The sequence below is a fragment of the Pusillimonas noertemannii genome, assembly GCF_003096595.1.
In the GTDB taxonomy this organism is placed as follows: domain Bacteria; phylum Pseudomonadota; class Gammaproteobacteria; order Burkholderiales; family Burkholderiaceae_B; genus Pusillimonas; species Pusillimonas noertemannii.
Map to the genome: position 1 here is coordinate 904,160 of NZ_QEKO01000001.1, position 15,847 is coordinate 920,006.

Sequence of the window (15,847 nt, forward strand, 5' to 3'; positions counted from 1 at the left end):
GCAAGTTTTAAGTGATACGAAGTACTGGCTCCTCTTGTTGAGGAGAACGAACTAAGGTTGTCTCTGAATCTAATTTCTTAACGTGTGCATGACTGAAAACGTGATGGGAGGTGGTGCTGTAAGCCCCAGAATCTCCCGATCCGGGTTTTTCGACTTTAAAAATATGCATGCATTGTTTTGAATAATATCTATGCTTATTTTTCCTGTCAACAGGTTTGGCCTGTTATCATCGTGCAAAAATAAGCATTCATATTTTGGGTGTGCACCTAAGTGCGCCCAAGGCCTGACAACCCACCCAGGATCGTGCTTTCTGCTCGTATAGAGCGATTGGCGGCTTCAACTTGTTGCGTTAGGACTTGGTTTCACGCCGCTACGGGAGCGGGTCATTCATACGCTCACACAGATCATAGATGCGCGTGATTGCCTGCTGTTGCAAAGATGTAGGAATACACGTACGGGGGATGTCGCGGCCGCCGGAATGTAAGCCTACAATTACGAACGCACAAACGTAGTACTGTGCATAATCGCTCCAATAGTGGTTCGTCTAGGGGATGCATGGAATCGGCACTTTCATAGCTTCGTACGAGTGAGATTGCCTAATGACGAGTCACGTTTTGACGCGATGCAATTCAATAGCTGCATCCATACGGTTGAAAATGCCGAATAGAGGGACCCCAAAGAAATGAAACTAAACTCCTTTGCCGACTTGCACAGCTTTCCCGGTTACCTGATGAGGCGCGCGGGTCAATTCGTCACGGCAACGTTCAATGCGGAACTGGGGGGCATGGGCATTACTTCAGGACAATTGGCGGTCGTTCTTGCCGCGTATATCAAGCCGGGTATGCAACAACACGAGCTTGCTGACTCGCTCAATTGGGATGCGGCTACCGTCGGGGGGATGATCAGACGGCTTGAAGCGCGAGGCTTGCTCGAGGGGCGTAGAAGCCCCCGCTCCCGTAGGGGGAAAGAGATCTTTTTGACAGAGGCTGGCAAAGAGTTTTACACACACATCGAACCGCACGTTGCCACGGTTCAAAAGAATGTGCTTAAGGCTCTCTCGCCCGATGAGCGAAAGCAGGTTCTTTATCTGCTTAGCAAAATGATGGGTGAAACAAACAATCATTTCCCGCCCAAGAGCCAAACTGGAAAAGCTCAGGTGAAGAATCGGAGTTGAGCCGGCCAGATACGCTTCCTGGCGGTGAATCCAGCATCGCCTTTAAATTGCGTGGTTCCTCGGTTGGTAAGTGTAAGAGTCAAAGTGCCCACGCCGCCTGCGAGTGGCTGTTTCACCTGAGAACCCGGCGGCGGCCTCTGGACGGGTGGCGGCCAGCACCTCTGCGTAGGCAATTGACGAGGGTTCACATTGGCTTCGGGGCCATTGGCGAACAAAAAAGCCCGGGCAAAAAAGCCCGGGCTCGTCCTGGTAGCGCAGTAGAAACTCAGCAGAACGCCTGAATACCCGTTTGCGCGCGGCCCAGAATAAGGGCGTGCACGTCGTGGGTGCCTTCGTAGGTGTTGACCACCTCGAGGTTGACCAGGTGGCGGGCCACGCCGAACTCGTCGGAGATACCGTTGCCGCCCAGCATGTCGCGCGCCATGCGGGCGATGTCGAGCGACTTGCCGCAAGAATTGCGCTTCATGATGGAGGTGATTTCGACCGCGGCCGTGCCTTCGTCCTTCATGCGGCCCAGGCGCAGGCAGCCCTGCAGGCCCAGGGTGATTTCGGTCTGCATGTCGGCCAGCTTCTTCTGGATGAGCTGGTTGGCGGCCAGGGGGCGGCCGAACTGCTTGCGATCGAGGGTGTACTGGCGGGCGGTGTGCCAGCAGTCTTCGGCGGCGCCCAGGGCGCCCCAGGCGATGCCGTAGCGGGCCGAGTTCAGGCAGGTGAAGGGGCCGCGCAGGCCGCTTACGCCGGGCATCATGGCGTCGGCGGGCACTTCGACCTCGTCCATGACGATTTCGCCGGTGATGGAGGCGCGCAGGCCGACCTTGCCGTGAATGGCGGGGGCGCTGAGGCCCTTCAGGCCTTTTTCAAGGATGAAGCCGCGGATCTTGCCGTTGTCGTCGCCGCCGACCACCTTGGCCCACACCACGAAGACGTCGGCGATGGGAGAGTTGGTGATCCACATTTTGTTGCCGGTGAGCTTGTAGCCGCTGTCGGTCTTGACGGCGCGGGTTTCCATGCTGCCCGGGTCGGAGCCGTGGTTGGGCTCGGTCAGGCCGAAGCAGCCTATCCATTCGCCGCTGGCCAGCTTGGGCAGGTATTTCTGCTTTTGCTCTTCGGTGCCGAATTCGTTGATGGGCACCATTACCAGCGAGGACTGCACGCTCATCATCGAGCGGTAGCCGGAGTCGATGCGCTCGACCTCGCGGGCGATCAGGCCGTAGCAGACGTAGTTCAGGCCCGCGCCGCCGTACTGTTCAGGAATGGTGGGGCCCAGCAGGCCAAGCTCGCCCATCTCGGAAAAGATGGCGGCGTCGGTTTTTTCGTTGCGGAACGCCTCGAGCACGCGGGGCGCCAGTTTGTCTTGGGCGTAGGCGCGGGCGGCCTCGCGCACCATGCGCTCGTCTTCGGTCAGTTGCGAGTCGAGTAGAAGGGGGTCTTCCCAGTTGAAGGAGGCCGACATAGTTTGCTCCGGTGTTCAATAAGTTTAGGTTTAAACTATCATAATGTGATTTAACCGCACAGTGCAATTGATAAAAAAGCACAATATAGTGCAATTTATGAACGTAAACAGTCATGCGGGCAGCCGATGGGGCAATTGTTGCAGCCCAGGCGCTTGCCGGCAATCCTCACAACTGCGGGGATTGCCTGACCTGGCACGCGGAGCACTGGAAAATGAGGCATGGAATCCCCAATCTTGGCGCCTTGCAGGCATTCGAGGCTACGGCCCGGCTGGGCTCGTTCTCGCGCGCGGCCGAAGAGCTTTCCCTGACGCACAGCGCGGTCTTCAGGCAGGTGGCCAGCCTTGAAGAGCGCCTTGGCGTGCAATTGTTCACCCGGGTGCGGCGGCGCATCGCCCTGACCGATGCGGGCGCCGAGTACGCGGCGCGCGTGCGGCATCATCTCGATCAGCTCGAGAAAGACACCTTCGGCCTGATCTCGCGCGCCGGCCTGGGGCGCAGCCTGCACATAGCGGTGCTGCCCACCCTGGCCACCACCTGGCTGGTGCCGCGCCTGCCCGGCTTCCGGCGCGGCCACGAAGACGTGTCGGTCAGCCTTTCGGTGCGCACCCGGCCCTTTCAATTCAACGACCATCCCTTCGATGCCGCGGTGTACCACGCCTTGCAGATTTGGCCGGGCACCATAGGCTTCAAGCTGTTCGACGAAAAGGAACTGGTGCCGGTATGCACGCCGGCCGTGCGGCAGGCCATTGCCGACCACCCCGAGGGCATGGGGGGCGTCTCGCATCTGCACATGATGTCGCGTCCGGATGTGTGGCGCCAATGGTACCGCGAGCAGGGGCGCGATTGCCCGCCTTCGGTGGGGACGGGGCCCCGCTATGAACTGTTCACCATGCTGCTGGCTGCCGCCCAGGCGGGCATGGGCGTGGCGCTGGTGCCGGGCTTCCTGGCCAGGCAGGCGCTGGCCGCCGGCGAGCTGACGACCGCCGGCGAGGGCGTGCTGCCGGTGGCCGAGGCTTACTATTTCAGCTACCCCGCGCAGGACCATCCTTCCGAGGCGCTGCAGGCTTTCGAGGCCTGGCTGCGCGCCGAGGCGAGCGGGACGGAGCAGTAGTCCGGACGCTGAAAACACCAACTAAGTATTTGAAACGCCGGTAGATTGGGCCAGAGCTCGAGCTCGGGATCAACGGATTAAAAGTCCGCTGCTCAATCGAATTCTACGCTGAGGCCGATGCGGGATGGCTGGCCGCCTATTTGAAGACGACGGTGCGGCTGCCGTTGAGCAGGATGCGGTGCTCGACGTGGTTGCGTACGGCGCGGGCCAGCACAAGGGATTCCACGTCGCTGCCCACCTGGGTAAGCTGATGGGCGCTCATCGAGTGGTCCACGCGCTCGATGTCCTGTTCGATGATGGGGCCTTCGTCCAGGTCGGACGTTACGTAGTGGGCCGTGGCGCCGATAATCTTGACCCCGCGGGCGTGAGCCTGGTGATAGGGCCGGGCGCCCTTGAAGCTGGGCAGGAAGCTGTGGTGGATGTTGATGGCCCGGCCCGACAGCGCGGCGCACATTTCGGCCGAAAGAATCTGCATGTAGCGCGCCAGCACCACTAGGTCGACCTGGTTATGCTCGACCAGGTCGAGTATCTGCTGCTCTTGCTGGGGCCGGGTCTGGGGCGTAACGGGCAGGTGGTGGAAGGGAATTCCATACGAAGCCGCCATGCCCGAATAGTCGTTGTGATTCGAGGCGATGGCGGCGATCTCGACCGGCAGCTGGCCGCTGTGCGTGCGGAACAGCAGGTCGTTCAGGCAGTGTCCCTGGCGGCTTACCAGAATGAGCAGTCTGGCCTTGCGGTTGGCGTCATGGATGCGGGCGTCCATGCTGAAGCGCTCGGCCACGGGGGCAAAGCTTTCTTGCAGCGATTCGACGTTGGCGGGCAGGGGCAGCTTGAAGTGGACGCGAAGAAAAAAGCGTTCTTCCTCGATGTCGCCGAACTGCTGGGCGTCGACGATGTTGCCATGCAGGCTCAGCAGCCAGCCGGTAACGCTATGCACGATGCCGATGCGGTCGGGACAGGAAAGGGTAAGAATGAAGTCGTTCATGGTTCAGCAGGGTATGGGGCGTCAGGCGCCCGAAGCAAGGGCCTGCCTTGCGGCCCGGGCGATGGCCAGGCTGGCGGTCAGACCAGGGGATTCTATACCGAAGAGGTTGACGAGGCGGGCGACACCGTGCGTGGCTGGGCCGGCAATGATGAAGTCGGCGGCCGGCTGGCCGGCACAGGTGATTTTCGGGCGTATGCCAGTGTAGCCCGGCTGCAGGGCCTTGTCAGGCAGGCGGGGCCAATATTGGCGTATGGCTTGCTCGAAAAGCGGCGCGCGGCCCGGGTCGAACGAGTGGTCGGACCGCTCCACCCATTGCACATCCGGTCCGAAGCGCGCCTGGCCGCCAAGGTCGAGCGTCAGGTGCACGCCCAGGCCCGCGGCATCGGGCAGCGGGTAGATCAGGCGCGAGAAGGGCGCCCGGCCGGCAAGCGTGAAATAGCTGCCCTTGCAATAGTAGGCCCGGGGAATCGCCCCAGCCGGCTGGCCGGCCAGCCGGCGCGCCACATCGGGGGCCGACAGGCCGGTGGCGTTGACGACGCTGCGCGAAGTGATGCGGGCGGGGTCCTTGCCGCCGAACTGCAGCACGAAATGGCCCGCGTCGGAAACATGACCTTCGATGAAGGGCGTGTTGAAAACGAACTGTGCGCCGTGATTCGACGCGTCGGCCTGAAGCGCCTGCATCAGGCCGTGGCTGTCCACGATGCCGGTCGAGGGCGACGCCAGCACCGCCACGCAGCGCAACTCGGGTTCCTGCGCCCGGGCTTGCTCTTGCGTCAGCCAGTGCAAGTCGTGCACGCCGTTGCATTGTCCCTGTCGTTCAATGGCCCGTAGGGCGGGAAGCTGTTCCCCTTGGGTGGCGACTATCCATTTGCCGATGCGACGATGGGCGACGCCGCGCTCGGCGCAATAGTCGTACAGCAGGTTCTTGCCCTGCACGCACAGGCGCGCCTTCAGACTGCCTTCGGGATAGTAGAGGCCGGCGTGGATCACTTCCGAATTGCGCGAGCTGATGCCGGTGCCCGGCATGGCCTCGGCCTCGGCAAGCAAGATGTCCAGCCCGTTCATGGCCAGTTCGCGCGCGCAGGCCAGGCCGATCACGCCGGCGCCCAGCACCACGCAGTCGACGTCCGCGGTCATGATCTGGGTGAGCGTTCCAGCTCAGTCGCCGGACAGCGGTTCATGCGAGGGAGTCAGGTCGAAGTCGCCGGCGTGGTACACCAGCGGCTGGTGAAAGGAGCGCTCGCAGCGCTCGACCTGCCCGATGAAGATAATATGGTCACCGGCTTCATGCCGGCACAGGTTGTAGCACTCGAACCAGGCGGCGCAGTCGGGGTCGCTCAGCATCACTGCGCCGTTGGGCGAACGGCCCACCTCTATGCCTTCGAAGCGCTGTTCTTGCGAGCCGGTGGCGAACCGCCTGGCCAGGTGCAGCTGCTGGGCCGACAGCACGTGTATCACATAGCGCTCGGCTTTCTCGAAATGCGGCAGCGACGCGGCTTTTTTCGACAGCGTCCACGACACCAGCGGCGGCTCGAGCGAGACGGAATTGAACGAGCTGATGGTCAGCCCTATGGGCTGCGGCCCGTCGTGGCTTTGCGTGGTGATCAGGGTGACGCCCGTGGCGAAGCGGCCTAGGGCTGATCGAAAAAAAGCGGCGTCGAAGTCGGGTGCGTTGGCGGTCATGTAAACGATTCGGCGATGGGGTCAGGGAGCCAGGCGCGACACCTGCCAGTGGCCTTGCCCGTCGCGTTCGTAGACGAGCCTGTCGTGCAGGCGCGAGGGCCGGCCCTGCCAGAACTCGACGCGCTCGGGAAGCAGGCGATAGCCGCCCCAATGCGGAGGCCGGGCGGGCTGTTCGCCCAGCGTCTCGGTCAGCTGGCGCGTGCGTGCCTCGAGCTCTTCGCGGGTGATGGGCTGGCTTTGCGGCGAGACCCAGGCGCCGATGCGCGAGCCCAGCGGCCGGCTTTCGTAGTAGCGGTCGGATTCTTGCGGGTCGACCTTCTCGACGCGGCCCTCGATGCGGACCTGGCGCTCGAGCACGGGCCAGAAGAAGAGCAGACTGGCATAGGGCTGTGCGGCCAGCTCGCCGCCCTTGCGCGATTGATAGTTGGTAAAGAAGACCAGGCCTCTTTCATCGATGCCCTTGAGCAGCACGATGCGGGCCGAGGGCCGGCCCTGGGCATCGGCGGTGGCCAACGTCATGGCATTGGGTTCGACCGCGCCGGCCTTGACGGCCTCGTCGAACCAGTTGGAAAACTGCTGCAGCGGGGAGGCTGCCAGCGAAGACTCCAGCAGCACGCTTTTTTCGTATACCTGGCGCAAATCGGCAATGGACATGGATGGCTTGCAGGGCAAATGGCTTGGGCGATGAAACAACCATTCTAACGCTTGCGGCGGGTTTCAACCTGCCAGGCCCGCTCGGCTTGCCCTGCTAGTGCTGCGGGCCGGAGAGTGTCTTGAGTTCACGCACGATGATTTTCAGCTTGTGGTCGTGGATGCCGGCCGTTTCGAGGGCCTGGGCGGTTTCCAGAACGTATTCCGAGCACGGGCCGTAAGAGCCGTGGGCATCGCGCACGATGGCAATGAGCTGTTCGCGCGTAAGGTCGCGGACATAGGCGTCCTTGCTGCGATCCATGACGAAGGCCAGCGCCTGGATCCTGCCGGCGTCGGTGGCGCAGGCCAGCCATTTGGGCAGGTAGGCGCCGCTGGGCATTTCGCGTTTCCAAAGCTCGTTGAAGATGGCGGGCACGTCGGCGGCCGCGATGCGGTACACCATGCCGCGGCAGGAGCCACCGGCATCCAGGCCGAAGACGAGGCCCGGCCGCTCGGGGGTGCCCCGGTTGACGCGCGACCACAGGCATAGGGACCGATGGTAGCCGCGCAGCAGGGCATGCCGGCGCTCGACGAAGTCGAATTCGGGGCGCCATATCAGCGAGCCGTAGCCGTACACCCACAGGTCGTCGCGTTGATTCCAGTGCGCCAGCGCCGTGTCCAGCGAGGCTTGGCGCTGTTCTTCGGTCAGCAGGCGGAAGCTGGCGCCGGATGCGGCAAACAGGGACTCGAGGGAATCGGAAGCGGTCACGGCGAAAACAGGGTCCTGTGGCGGATGGGTAGTGGCCGCGCGGCAAAGAGAGGCTTTGCGGCATGGTCTAATATCCGTTGATTCAACGGGGCATGCTGATTTGGCAGCCCGTGCTGGTTCAACGAGGCAAGCTGGCTCGGCATAGGCTGATTCAATGCCATGCCGCAATTTTATACTTTCGGCGCGGCGCTTTCTTCCTCGCCGGCGCTTGTAACGGCTTTGGATGTGGCCGGCTAGGTGCGGCCGGCTAGGTGTGGCCGGCCAGCGAGGTGCGGCTCGCTAGGTGCGGCCGACGAGGCGCGGTGGCAAGAACTCACACATTGATATATGGATACACCTGAAGACAATGGGGCAGCCGTATCCTTGGCTGAAGGCTGGGCGGATACGGACGAGATGGTCGACGTTGAACGCCGCTTCGGCGGCCTGGAACGCCTGTACGGCCCTGAAACGCTGAAGCGGCTGGTGGGCGCCCATGTGGCGGTTGCCGGCATAGGCGGGGTGGGGTCGTGGTGTGCCGAGGCGCTGGCGCGCTCGGGCGTGGGCCAGCTTACGCTCATCGACATGGACCATGTGGCCGAGTCGAACGTGAACCGGCAACTGCATGCGCTCAGCGAGACGCTGGGGCAATCGAAGGTCAATGCGATGGCGGCGCGCGTGCGGGGCATCAACCCGCACTGCCGGCTGCATCTTGTCGACGACTTCGTGACGCCGGAGAATGTGGCGGAGGTGCTGGCGGGGGATGTCGATGTTCTGGTGGACTGCACGGACCAGGCGACTGCCAAGATTGCGATGATGCTGGAGGCCCGGCGGCGCAAGCTGGCGATTGTCGTCTGCGGCGGTGCGGGTGGCAAGACGAATGTGCTGGCGCTGCGCGCGGGCGATCTTTCGGCGGCGCTGAACGATGCGCTGCTGGCGAAGCTGCGCAATACGTTGCGGCGGCATCATGGCTATCCGAAGGGTTCTGATGCCAACGGCAAGGCGCTGAAGCGGGTTCCCCGCATGGGGGTGCGGGCGCTATGGTTCGACCAGCCGGCGATCCTGCCGGAGCAGTGGCTCGATCCTCAGCCTCGGGAGCTGGGCGGGGTGGGGCTGCAGGGGCTTTCCTGCGCGGGCTATGGTTCGGCGGTGGCGGTGACGGCGTCGATGGGGATGGCGGCGGCGGCTGATGCGATTCACTGGATAGGGAAGGGGAAGTTTGCTGCTTGAGTTGGCTTTCTTTGGATCAAGCCTTTCTTTGAGCCAAGCGGCGGTCTTTGGGTCTTTAAGCCGGCGCGCTGCGGGGTAAGTATTTTGGGCGCCGGAGAGCTTCGGCCCGGCTTTGCCGGGCTGCCCTCCCGTCACCTTGTTTTTGGGGCGCTCGCGAACTCGCGGGCGGCGGACCAGTGGTCCGCCAAGCTTGCCCGCTCAAACATGCGCTCGCTTGCCTCCCCAAAAACAAGGCGCCGCTCGGCTTGCTCAACGTCGCCCAAAATACTTACCCCGCATCACGCCTCATAGAGTCTTGGTTTGGGGCACCCTGGGTTTGTTGGCTTGATGCACCGTATTTTTTCTGCGGTAGGTGGGCGGCATCCTGCTTGCGCGACAGATAGGTGGCATTTCTACGAATACTGGGTGTTCTGCCACAGGCATGCGGCATTACGACCGGGCAGTATTTTTAGCAGCCAAGCCATCACATTCCCCCGGACTCAAGGTTTTCCCCAGCCCGAGCCTCGCAAGAGGGGCGTTTATCTACCCCAATGCAGTTCCTGTGATGTGGGGTGTGGCTGGGCCGGGCGTTGGCGGTCGAGCCAGGCGCCGCAGAACGGAGGGCGAAGGCCCGGAGGATGCGGACAGGCGGGCCCGAAGGGCCGACCGGCTCCGACCGGAACAGACATACCCCGCAGCGCAGGAACGGGTTTAGAACAAACATCGCTACAACCAAGAGACAGCGCAGGAACGGATCAAGAACAAACGCCCCCGCAACCAAGAGACAGTGCAGAAAGGTGCAAGAGCAAACACCGTCGCAGCCCATATGCAACGCAGGAGCGGGGCGAAGAACAAGTGCTCTTGCCGCCACGTACAGCAACCGCCGCAAGAGCAAGAAATTTAGCCGTCAGACACGGCCTCGCTACCGGCTTGCATGAACTCGGCCAGTACCTCTCCTGTATGCGAACGGTCCTTCAGTTCCATCACCTCTTCCGGCGTACCCGCAGCTACCAGGCGGCCACCGCCGGTGCCCCCTTCGGGGCCCATGTCCACGATCCAGTCCGCCTCGGCGATCACGTCCAGATTGTGCTCGATCACCACCACCGTATTGCCTGCCTCGACCAGCCGGTGCAGCACGTGCGTCAACTTTTCCACGTCCGCCATCGACAAGCCCACCGTAGGCTCGTCCAGCACATACAAAGTATGCGGCACTCGGGAGGCGCGGCCTGTGGTTAGCACGCCGTCGGTCAGCCTTGCCTTTGTCAACTCGGTCACCAGCTTGATGCGTTGGGCCTCGCCGCCCGAAAGCGTGGGAGAAGGTTGGCCCAGCGTGAGATAGCCCAGGCCTACGTCCTGCATCAGCCGCAAGGGCCGCAAGATGCGGGAGTGCGCCGCAAAGTATTCGACCGCATCATCCACCTCGAGCTTGAGCACCTCGCCCGCGTTCTTGTCCGCCCACGTTACGCTCAGCGTGTCGCGGTTGAAGCGCTCGCCGTTGCAGGCGTCGCAGGGTACCTTGACGTCGGGCAGGAAGCTCATTTCTATGGTGCGCATGCCCTGGCCTTCGCAGATGGGGCAGCGGCCGTCGCCGGTATTGAAGGAGAAGCGCGCTGCATTCCAGCCGCGCACACGCGCATCACGGGTTTCGGCGAAGAGCTTGCGCACGTCGTCCCAGAAGCCGACGTAGGTGGCGGGGCAGGAGCGGGGCGTCTTGCCTATGGGGGTCTGGTCGACCTCGAGCACCCGGTCTATCTGTTCCCAGCCGTCGATGCCGATGCAGCCCTGCCACGCAGGCGCTGCACGCGCCGAGACGGCGCGGGCCAGGTTGTCGAGCAGCACTTCGCGGGCCAGGGTGGATTTGCCCGAGCCCGAGACGCCGGTGACGACGCTGAGGCGGCCGACCGGAATCTGCACGTCGACGTTGTGCAGATTGTGCAGGTGGGCGCCGCACACCGTCAGCATGGGCGTTTCGCCGTCGACGGCGCGGCGCGGCTGCAGCGGGTGCGACAGCGGGTGGCGCAGGTACTTGCCGGTAAGCGAGTCGCTTGAATCCATGATGTCGTCCACCGTTCCCTGCGCCACTACGCGGCCGCCGCGTATGCCTGCGCCGGGGCCGATGTCGATGACGTGCGAGGCGCGGCGTATGGTGTCTTCATCGTGTTCGACCACGACCAGGGTGTTGCCGTTCTGCTCCAATTGGGCCAGCGCGTTGAGCAAGATGCGGTTGTCGCGCGGATGCAGGCCGATGGTGGGCTCGTCCAGCACATAGCAGACGCCCTGCAGGTTCGAGCCCAGCTGGGCGGCCAGGCGGATGCGCTGGGCCTCGCCGCCCGACAAGGTGGGGGCGGCGCGATCCAGCGCCAGATAGCCCAGGCCGACCTCTTGCATGAAGTCGAGCCGGCCGCGTATTTCGGTAAGGATGTCGCGGGCGATTTCTTCTTCGCGGCCGCGCGCCACCAGGGCCCTGAAGAAAGTGTGCGCCTCGGACACCGACAGCGCTGCAAGCTGGGCGATGGAGCGGTCGCGCCACAGGAAGGCACGGGCCACCCGGTTCAGGCGCTCGCCGTCGCAGCTGGGGCAGGTGGCGGCGGGGCCGTCGTACCCCGCGTTCCAGCTGGATTCCTCGCCCGTCTGTTCCGCATCGAAGCCCTTGAGCTGCAGGCCGGTGCCGAAGCAGCCGGGGCACCAGCCGTGCTTGGAGTTGTACGAGAACAGCCGCGGGTCGGGTTCGGGGAAGCTGGTTCCGCAGCATGGGCAGGCGCGCTTGACCGAAAAGCTCAGGGCCTGGGCGGGGCTTGCAATGCCCGAGGCGCGCCGGGCGTCGAGCGGCGCGCCGTTGTCGGGGGTAAGGGCGGGCAGCACGCCCAGCGTACCGTGGCCGTGCTCGAGCGCTTGCCGTAGGGCCTGGCGCAGTGTCAGCTCGTCGCGCGGGTCGACCACCAGATCGGCCACCGGCAGCTCGATGGTGTGTTCTTTGTAGCGATCCAGGCGCGGCCAGGGCGAAACGGGAATGAACTCGCCGTCGACGCGCAGGTGTGTATGGCCTTTGGAGGCCGCCCATTTCGCCAGGTCGGTGTAATAGCCCTTGCGCGCCGTGACCAGGGGCGCCAGGATGCCGATGTGCTGGCCCCTATAGTCGCGCAGCAGCTGGGCGGCGATCTGTTCGGCCGTCTGCGGCTGTACCGGCACATTGCAGTCCGGGCACATCTGCGTGCCCAGCTTCACGTAGAGCAGGCGCAGGAAATGATGAATCTCGGTCATGGTGGCGACCGTGGATTTACGCCCCCCGCGGCTGGTGCGCTGTTCGATCGCGACGGTGGGCGGAATGCCGTAGATGGCGTCCACGTCGGGCTTGCCCGCCGGCTGGACGATGGCGCGCGCATAGGCGTTGAGCGACTCCAGATAGCGCCGCTGGCCTTCGTTGAACAGAATGTCGAAGGCCAGGGTCGACTTGCCCGAGCCCGAGACCCCGGTGATGACGGTGAAGGTGTCGCGCGGTATGGAAACGTCTATGCCCTTCAGGTTGTGCTCGCGCGCGTTGACGATGTCGATGGCCGGCGCCTTGCCACGACCCCGGCGCAGCACGGACTGCAGGGGCGTGCCGGCGTCGTTCGAATAGACGGGGCCGGGCTCGGCCACGAGGGCCGCGGGGGCGGCATCGAATGCCGCATCGGCTGCTTCCACGCGGCTTGCCGCGCTTGGCGCGCCGATGGCGGCGGCATGCGTGCCCGGCAGGCTGCTTCCCGGCGACAGCACATCTTCGGCATAGTCGCGCAGGGCCCTGCCCGTGTGCGAGGCGGGGTTGTCCATCAATTGGGCGGGCGTTCCCACGCCCACGATTTGGCCGCCCTGGTCTCCGCCCTCGGGGCCCAGGTCGATCAGCCAGTCGGCCGCCCGGATCACGTCCAGGTTGTGCTCGATAACCAGCAGCGAATGGCCCGCGGCCAGCAGCTTGCGGAAGGCGCGCATCAGGCGCGCGATGTCGTCAAAGTGCAGGCCGGTGGTGGGCTCGTCGAACAGGAACAGACTGCCTTTCTTGGCCACCTTTGCGGTCGAGATGCCGCCGCGGGCGGCCGCGGCCAGGTGCCCGGCCAGCTTGAGGCGCTGCGCCTCGCCGCCCGAAAGGGTGGGCACGGGCTGGCCCAGACGCAGGTACTCCAGCCCTACGTCCGCCAGCGGCGCCAGGCCGTATTGCACGTCGCGCAGGCCGCTGAAGAATTCCAGCGCCTCGCTGACCGTCATTTCAAGCACCTGGTCGATGGAGGCGCTGCGCCCCAGGTGCTCGACGCGCACCTCGAGCACTTCGGGCCGGAAGCGCTTGCCGTCGCAGTCGGGGCAGCGCAGGTAGACGTCGGAAAGGAATTGCATCTCGACGTGCTCGAAGCCCGTGCCGCCGCAGGTGGGACAGCGGCCGTCGCCGCTGTTGAAGCTGAAGGTGCCAGGCGTGTAGCCGCGCTCTTTGGCGAGCGGCGCCTGCGAGAACAGCTTGCGTATGGGGTCGAAGGCGCCGACAAAGCTGGCGGGGTTCGAGCGGGCGGTCTTGCCGATGGGGGTCTGGTCCACCATGACCACGTCGGCGATCTGTTCCGCGCCCAGCAGATGGCGGTGCGCGCCCGGCGCCTCGACAGGCTTGCCCTGCAGCTTGAGCAGGGCGGGGTAGAGCACGTCTTGAACCAGCGTGGACTTGCCCGAGCCCGAGACGCCGGTCAGGCAGACTAGCCGGCCCAGGGGGATGGACACCGAGATGTCCTGCAGATTGTTGGCGGTGACGCCCTCGAGCAGCAGGCGCGGCGTGTTGTCGGCCACCGGCATGGGCCGGGGAGCGTCCACAGAGCGCCGCCCGGAAAGATAGTCGCCGGTCAGGGTATGGCTGGTGCGCAGGCCTTCGGGCGTGCCGTCGTACACGATCTGGCCGCCGCGTTCGCCCGGGCCGGGCCCGACGTCCATGACGCGATCGGCCGCCACCATGACTTGCGGATCGTGCTCGACCACGACCAGGGTATTGCCATTGCTGCGCAGCCGGTGCATGACTTCGACGATGCGGTGGATATCGCGCGGATGCAGGCCGATCGAGGGCTCGTCCAGCACGAACAGCGTGTTGACCAGCGAGGTGCCCAGGGCGGTGGTCAGGTTGATGCGCTGCACTTCGCCGCCCGACAGCGTGCGGCTTTGCCGGTCGAGCGACAGATAGCCCAGGCCCACGTCGCACAGGAACTTCAGGCGGGAACGCACTTCGTCCATCAGCAGGCCGATGGCCGCGTCCATTTTCTCGCCGAAGCTCAGCGTGTCGAAGAAGCGGCGCACCCTTTCTATGGGAAGCCGCATCAGGTCGTGTACGCCCAGGCCGGGCAGCTGGTTCAGCTGTTCGGGCGTCCATTGGGCATGAACGGGCATGAAGCGCGGATAGCGCTCATCCAGTTCGACCGGCGCATCGCCCAGCCGCCAAAGTGTGGCGTCGGGCTTCAGCCTGGAACCGCCGCAGGCCGGGCAGGGCGTGTAGCTGCGGTATTTCGAAAGCAGCACACGCACGTGCATCTTATAGGCGCGCGATTCCAGCCAATCGAAGAACCGCTGGGCGCCATACCACTGCGTTTTCCAGGCGCGCGGGCCGCCCTTCCAGTCGGCGGCGCCGCCTATGACCCATTGCCGTTCGTCTTCGGTCAGTTCATGCCAGGGCACGTCCAGCCGCACCCCGGCGGCGGGAGCATATTGCTCCATCTCGGCCTGGCACTCTTTGTAGCTGTTGGTCTGCCAGGGCTTGATGGCGCCCCCGCGCAGCGTTTTCTTCTCGTCGGGCACCACCAGGCCGTAGTCGATGCCCATCACCCGGCCGAAGCCGCGGCAGGCTTCGCATGCCCCCAGCGGCGAATTGAAGGAGAATGTGCTGGGCAAGGCCTGGGCATACTCGATGTCGCAGCGCGCGCAGTGCAGCCGGCTGCTGAAGCGCCAGACGGTTTCCTCTTCGCCTTCGGCCTGCGATGCATGAATGGCGACGTGCCCGCCGCCTTGCTTCAGCGCCGCGTCCAGCGCTTCCATGATGCGTTCGGTCTCGGCCTTGCCGAAGCGGAAGCGGTCCTGTATTACGTGCAGCACGCGCAGGCTCTCGGGCTGGGCGCTTTTGGCCGCCGCCTTGCCGCGCTTGGCGCGGGCGGGGGCCGCAAGCGGAGCGCGCACGCTTTCTTCGTGGTGGATGCGGGTGTAACCCTGCTGGTTCAGATAGCCCACCACCTCGTCTTCGGTGAAGTTGGCGGGTATGGTGACCGGAAAGGTGATGGCCAGGCGGGGATCGGCTTTGCGGGTAAGGTCGGCCAGCCGGGCGTGGATGGACTGCGCGCTGTCGCGCTCGACCCGGCCGCCGCAGCACTGGCAGTACAGCCGGCCCATGCGTGCATACAGCAGCTTCAGATGGTCGTTCAGCTCGGTCATGGTGCCGACGGTGCTGCGCGAATTGCGCACCGGGTTGACCTGGTCGATGGCGATGGCGGGCAAGATGCCTTCGATGCGCTCGACCTGCGGCTTGTCCATGCGGTCGAGAAACTGGCGCGCATAGGGCGAGAAGGTTTCTACGTAGCGCCGCTGGCCTTCGGCGTACAGGGTGTCGAAGGCCAGCGAGCTTTTGCCCGAGCCCGAGACCCCTGTAAGAACAGTGAGTTCGCCTGTATTGATGGAAACATCGAGGTTCTTGAGGTTGTTCTGGCGTGCGCCGAATATGCGGATCTGTGAGCTCATGACAATATGGTAAGCCTTCTGCCCGCGCGCTGCTGTCGGGGCAACGCGCTTGCGGTGTGCGGAGCGTTTTGAGGAAAGCCTGGATTCACGGTAGAATGGGGGGTTTTCAGTCTTTATTTTACGTGGA

10 protein-coding genes are annotated in these 15,847 nt (G+C 64.1%); 3 read left to right on the plus strand and 7 right to left on the minus strand.

The features are described 5' to 3' along the window. Positions 1-682 precede the first annotated feature (682 nt). Positions 683-1,174, plus strand: coding sequence for a MarR family winged helix-turn-helix transcriptional regulator (locus tag C7440_RS04270; RefSeq protein WP_017525197.1), 492 nt, complete (start codon positions 683-685; stop codon positions 1,172-1,174). A 265-nt stretch (positions 1,175-1,439) separates the two neighbouring features. Here the strand turns inward: C7440_RS04270 and C7440_RS04275 are convergent, their stop codons facing one another. Next, complete coding sequence (locus C7440_RS04275) at positions 1,440-2,627, minus strand: acyl-CoA dehydrogenase (RefSeq protein WP_017525196.1); 1,188 nt, start codon at positions 2,625-2,627, stop codon at positions 1,440-1,442. A 212-nt stretch (positions 2,628-2,839) separates the two neighbouring features. Between C7440_RS04275 and C7440_RS04280 the strand changes: the two genes are divergently transcribed. After that, entirely contained in the window at positions 2,840-3,739 is a 900-nt protein-coding gene (locus C7440_RS04280) for a LysR substrate-binding domain-containing protein (RefSeq protein ID WP_116517562.1), read from the plus strand. Positions 3,740-3,875: 136 nt separating this feature from the next. On the opposite strand, the gene purU is transcribed toward C7440_RS04280, so the two are convergent. From purU to C7440_RS04305, 5 genes are all read right to left on the minus strand, one after another. Further along, complete coding sequence (purU, locus tag C7440_RS04285; RefSeq protein WP_017525194.1) at positions 3,876-4,724, minus strand: formyltetrahydrofolate deformylase; 849 nt, start codon at positions 4,722-4,724, stop codon at positions 3,876-3,878. A 21-nt stretch (positions 4,725-4,745) separates the two neighbouring features. Further along, the gene (locus C7440_RS04290) at positions 4,746-5,861 is read right to left on the minus strand and encodes an NAD(P)/FAD-dependent oxidoreductase (RefSeq protein WP_116517563.1); all 1,116 of its coding nucleotides are present in this window, start codon (positions 5,859-5,861) and stop codon (positions 4,746-4,748) included. 21 nt (positions 5,862-5,882) lie between these two features. Then, complete coding sequence (locus tag C7440_RS04295) at positions 5,883-6,407, minus strand: flavin reductase family protein (RefSeq protein WP_017525499.1); 525 nt, start codon at positions 6,405-6,407, stop codon at positions 5,883-5,885. A 21-nt stretch (positions 6,408-6,428) separates the two neighbouring features. Continuing rightward, a complete protein-coding gene (gene pdxH, locus C7440_RS04300; RefSeq protein WP_017525500.1) occupies positions 6,429-7,061 on the minus strand; it encodes a pyridoxamine 5'-phosphate oxidase in 633 nt (210 codons plus the stop codon). 94 nt (positions 7,062-7,155) lie between these two features. Then, a complete protein-coding gene (locus tag C7440_RS04305; RefSeq protein ID WP_017525501.1) occupies positions 7,156-7,806 on the minus strand; it encodes a gamma-glutamylcyclotransferase in 651 nt (216 codons plus the stop codon). A gap of 393 nt (positions 7,807-8,199) precedes the next feature. Here C7440_RS04305 and C7440_RS04310 point away from each other — a divergent pair, with 393 nt between their 5' ends. Beyond that, the gene (locus C7440_RS04310) at positions 8,200-9,012 is read left to right on the plus strand and encodes a tRNA threonylcarbamoyladenosine dehydratase (RefSeq protein ID WP_116517970.1); all 813 of its coding nucleotides are present in this window, start codon (positions 8,200-8,202) and stop codon (positions 9,010-9,012) included. An 879-nt stretch (positions 9,013-9,891) separates the two neighbouring features. Here the strand turns inward: C7440_RS04310 and uvrA are convergent. Beyond that, positions 9,892-15,720 carry an excinuclease ABC subunit UvrA gene (gene uvrA, locus C7440_RS04315; protein ID WP_017525511.1) on the minus strand — a complete coding sequence of 1,943 codons (5,829 nt, stop codon included), beginning with the start codon at positions 15,718-15,720 and terminating at the stop codon, positions 9,892-9,894. Positions 15,721-15,847: the final 127 nt, after the last annotated feature.

What these genes read in the sequence shown, in the direction of transcription:
- C7440_RS04270 (WP_017525197.1), top strand. Translation starts at nt 683, where the DNA reads ATGAAACTAAACTCCTTTGCCGACTTGCACAGCTTTCCCGGTTACCTG.
- C7440_RS04275 (WP_017525196.1), bottom strand. Translation starts at nt 2,627, where the DNA reads ATGTCGGCCTCCTTCAACTGGGAAGACCCCCTTCTACTCGACTCGCAA.
- C7440_RS04280 (WP_116517562.1), top strand. Translation starts at nt 2,840, where the DNA reads ATGAGGCATGGAATCCCCAATCTTGGCGCCTTGCAGGCATTCGAGGCT.
- purU (WP_017525194.1), bottom strand. Translation starts at nt 4,724, where the DNA reads ATGAACGACTTCATTCTTACCCTTTCCTGTCCCGACCGCATCGGCATC.
- C7440_RS04290 (WP_116517563.1), bottom strand. Translation starts at nt 5,861, where the DNA reads ATGACCGCGGACGTCGACTGCGTGGTGCTGGGCGCCGGCGTGATCGGC.
- C7440_RS04295 (WP_017525499.1), bottom strand. Translation starts at nt 6,407, where the DNA reads ATGACCGCCAACGCACCCGACTTCGACGCCGCTTTTTTTCGATCAGCC.
- pdxH (WP_017525500.1), bottom strand. Translation starts at nt 7,061, where the DNA reads ATGTCCATTGCCGATTTGCGCCAGGTATACGAAAAAAGCGTGCTGCTG.
- C7440_RS04310 (WP_116517970.1), top strand. Translation starts at nt 8,200, where the DNA reads ATGGTCGACGTTGAACGCCGCTTCGGCGGCCTGGAACGCCTGTACGGC.
- uvrA (WP_017525511.1), bottom strand. Translation starts at nt 15,720, where the DNA reads ATGAGCTCACAGATCCGCATATTCGGCGCACGCCAGAACAACCTCAAG.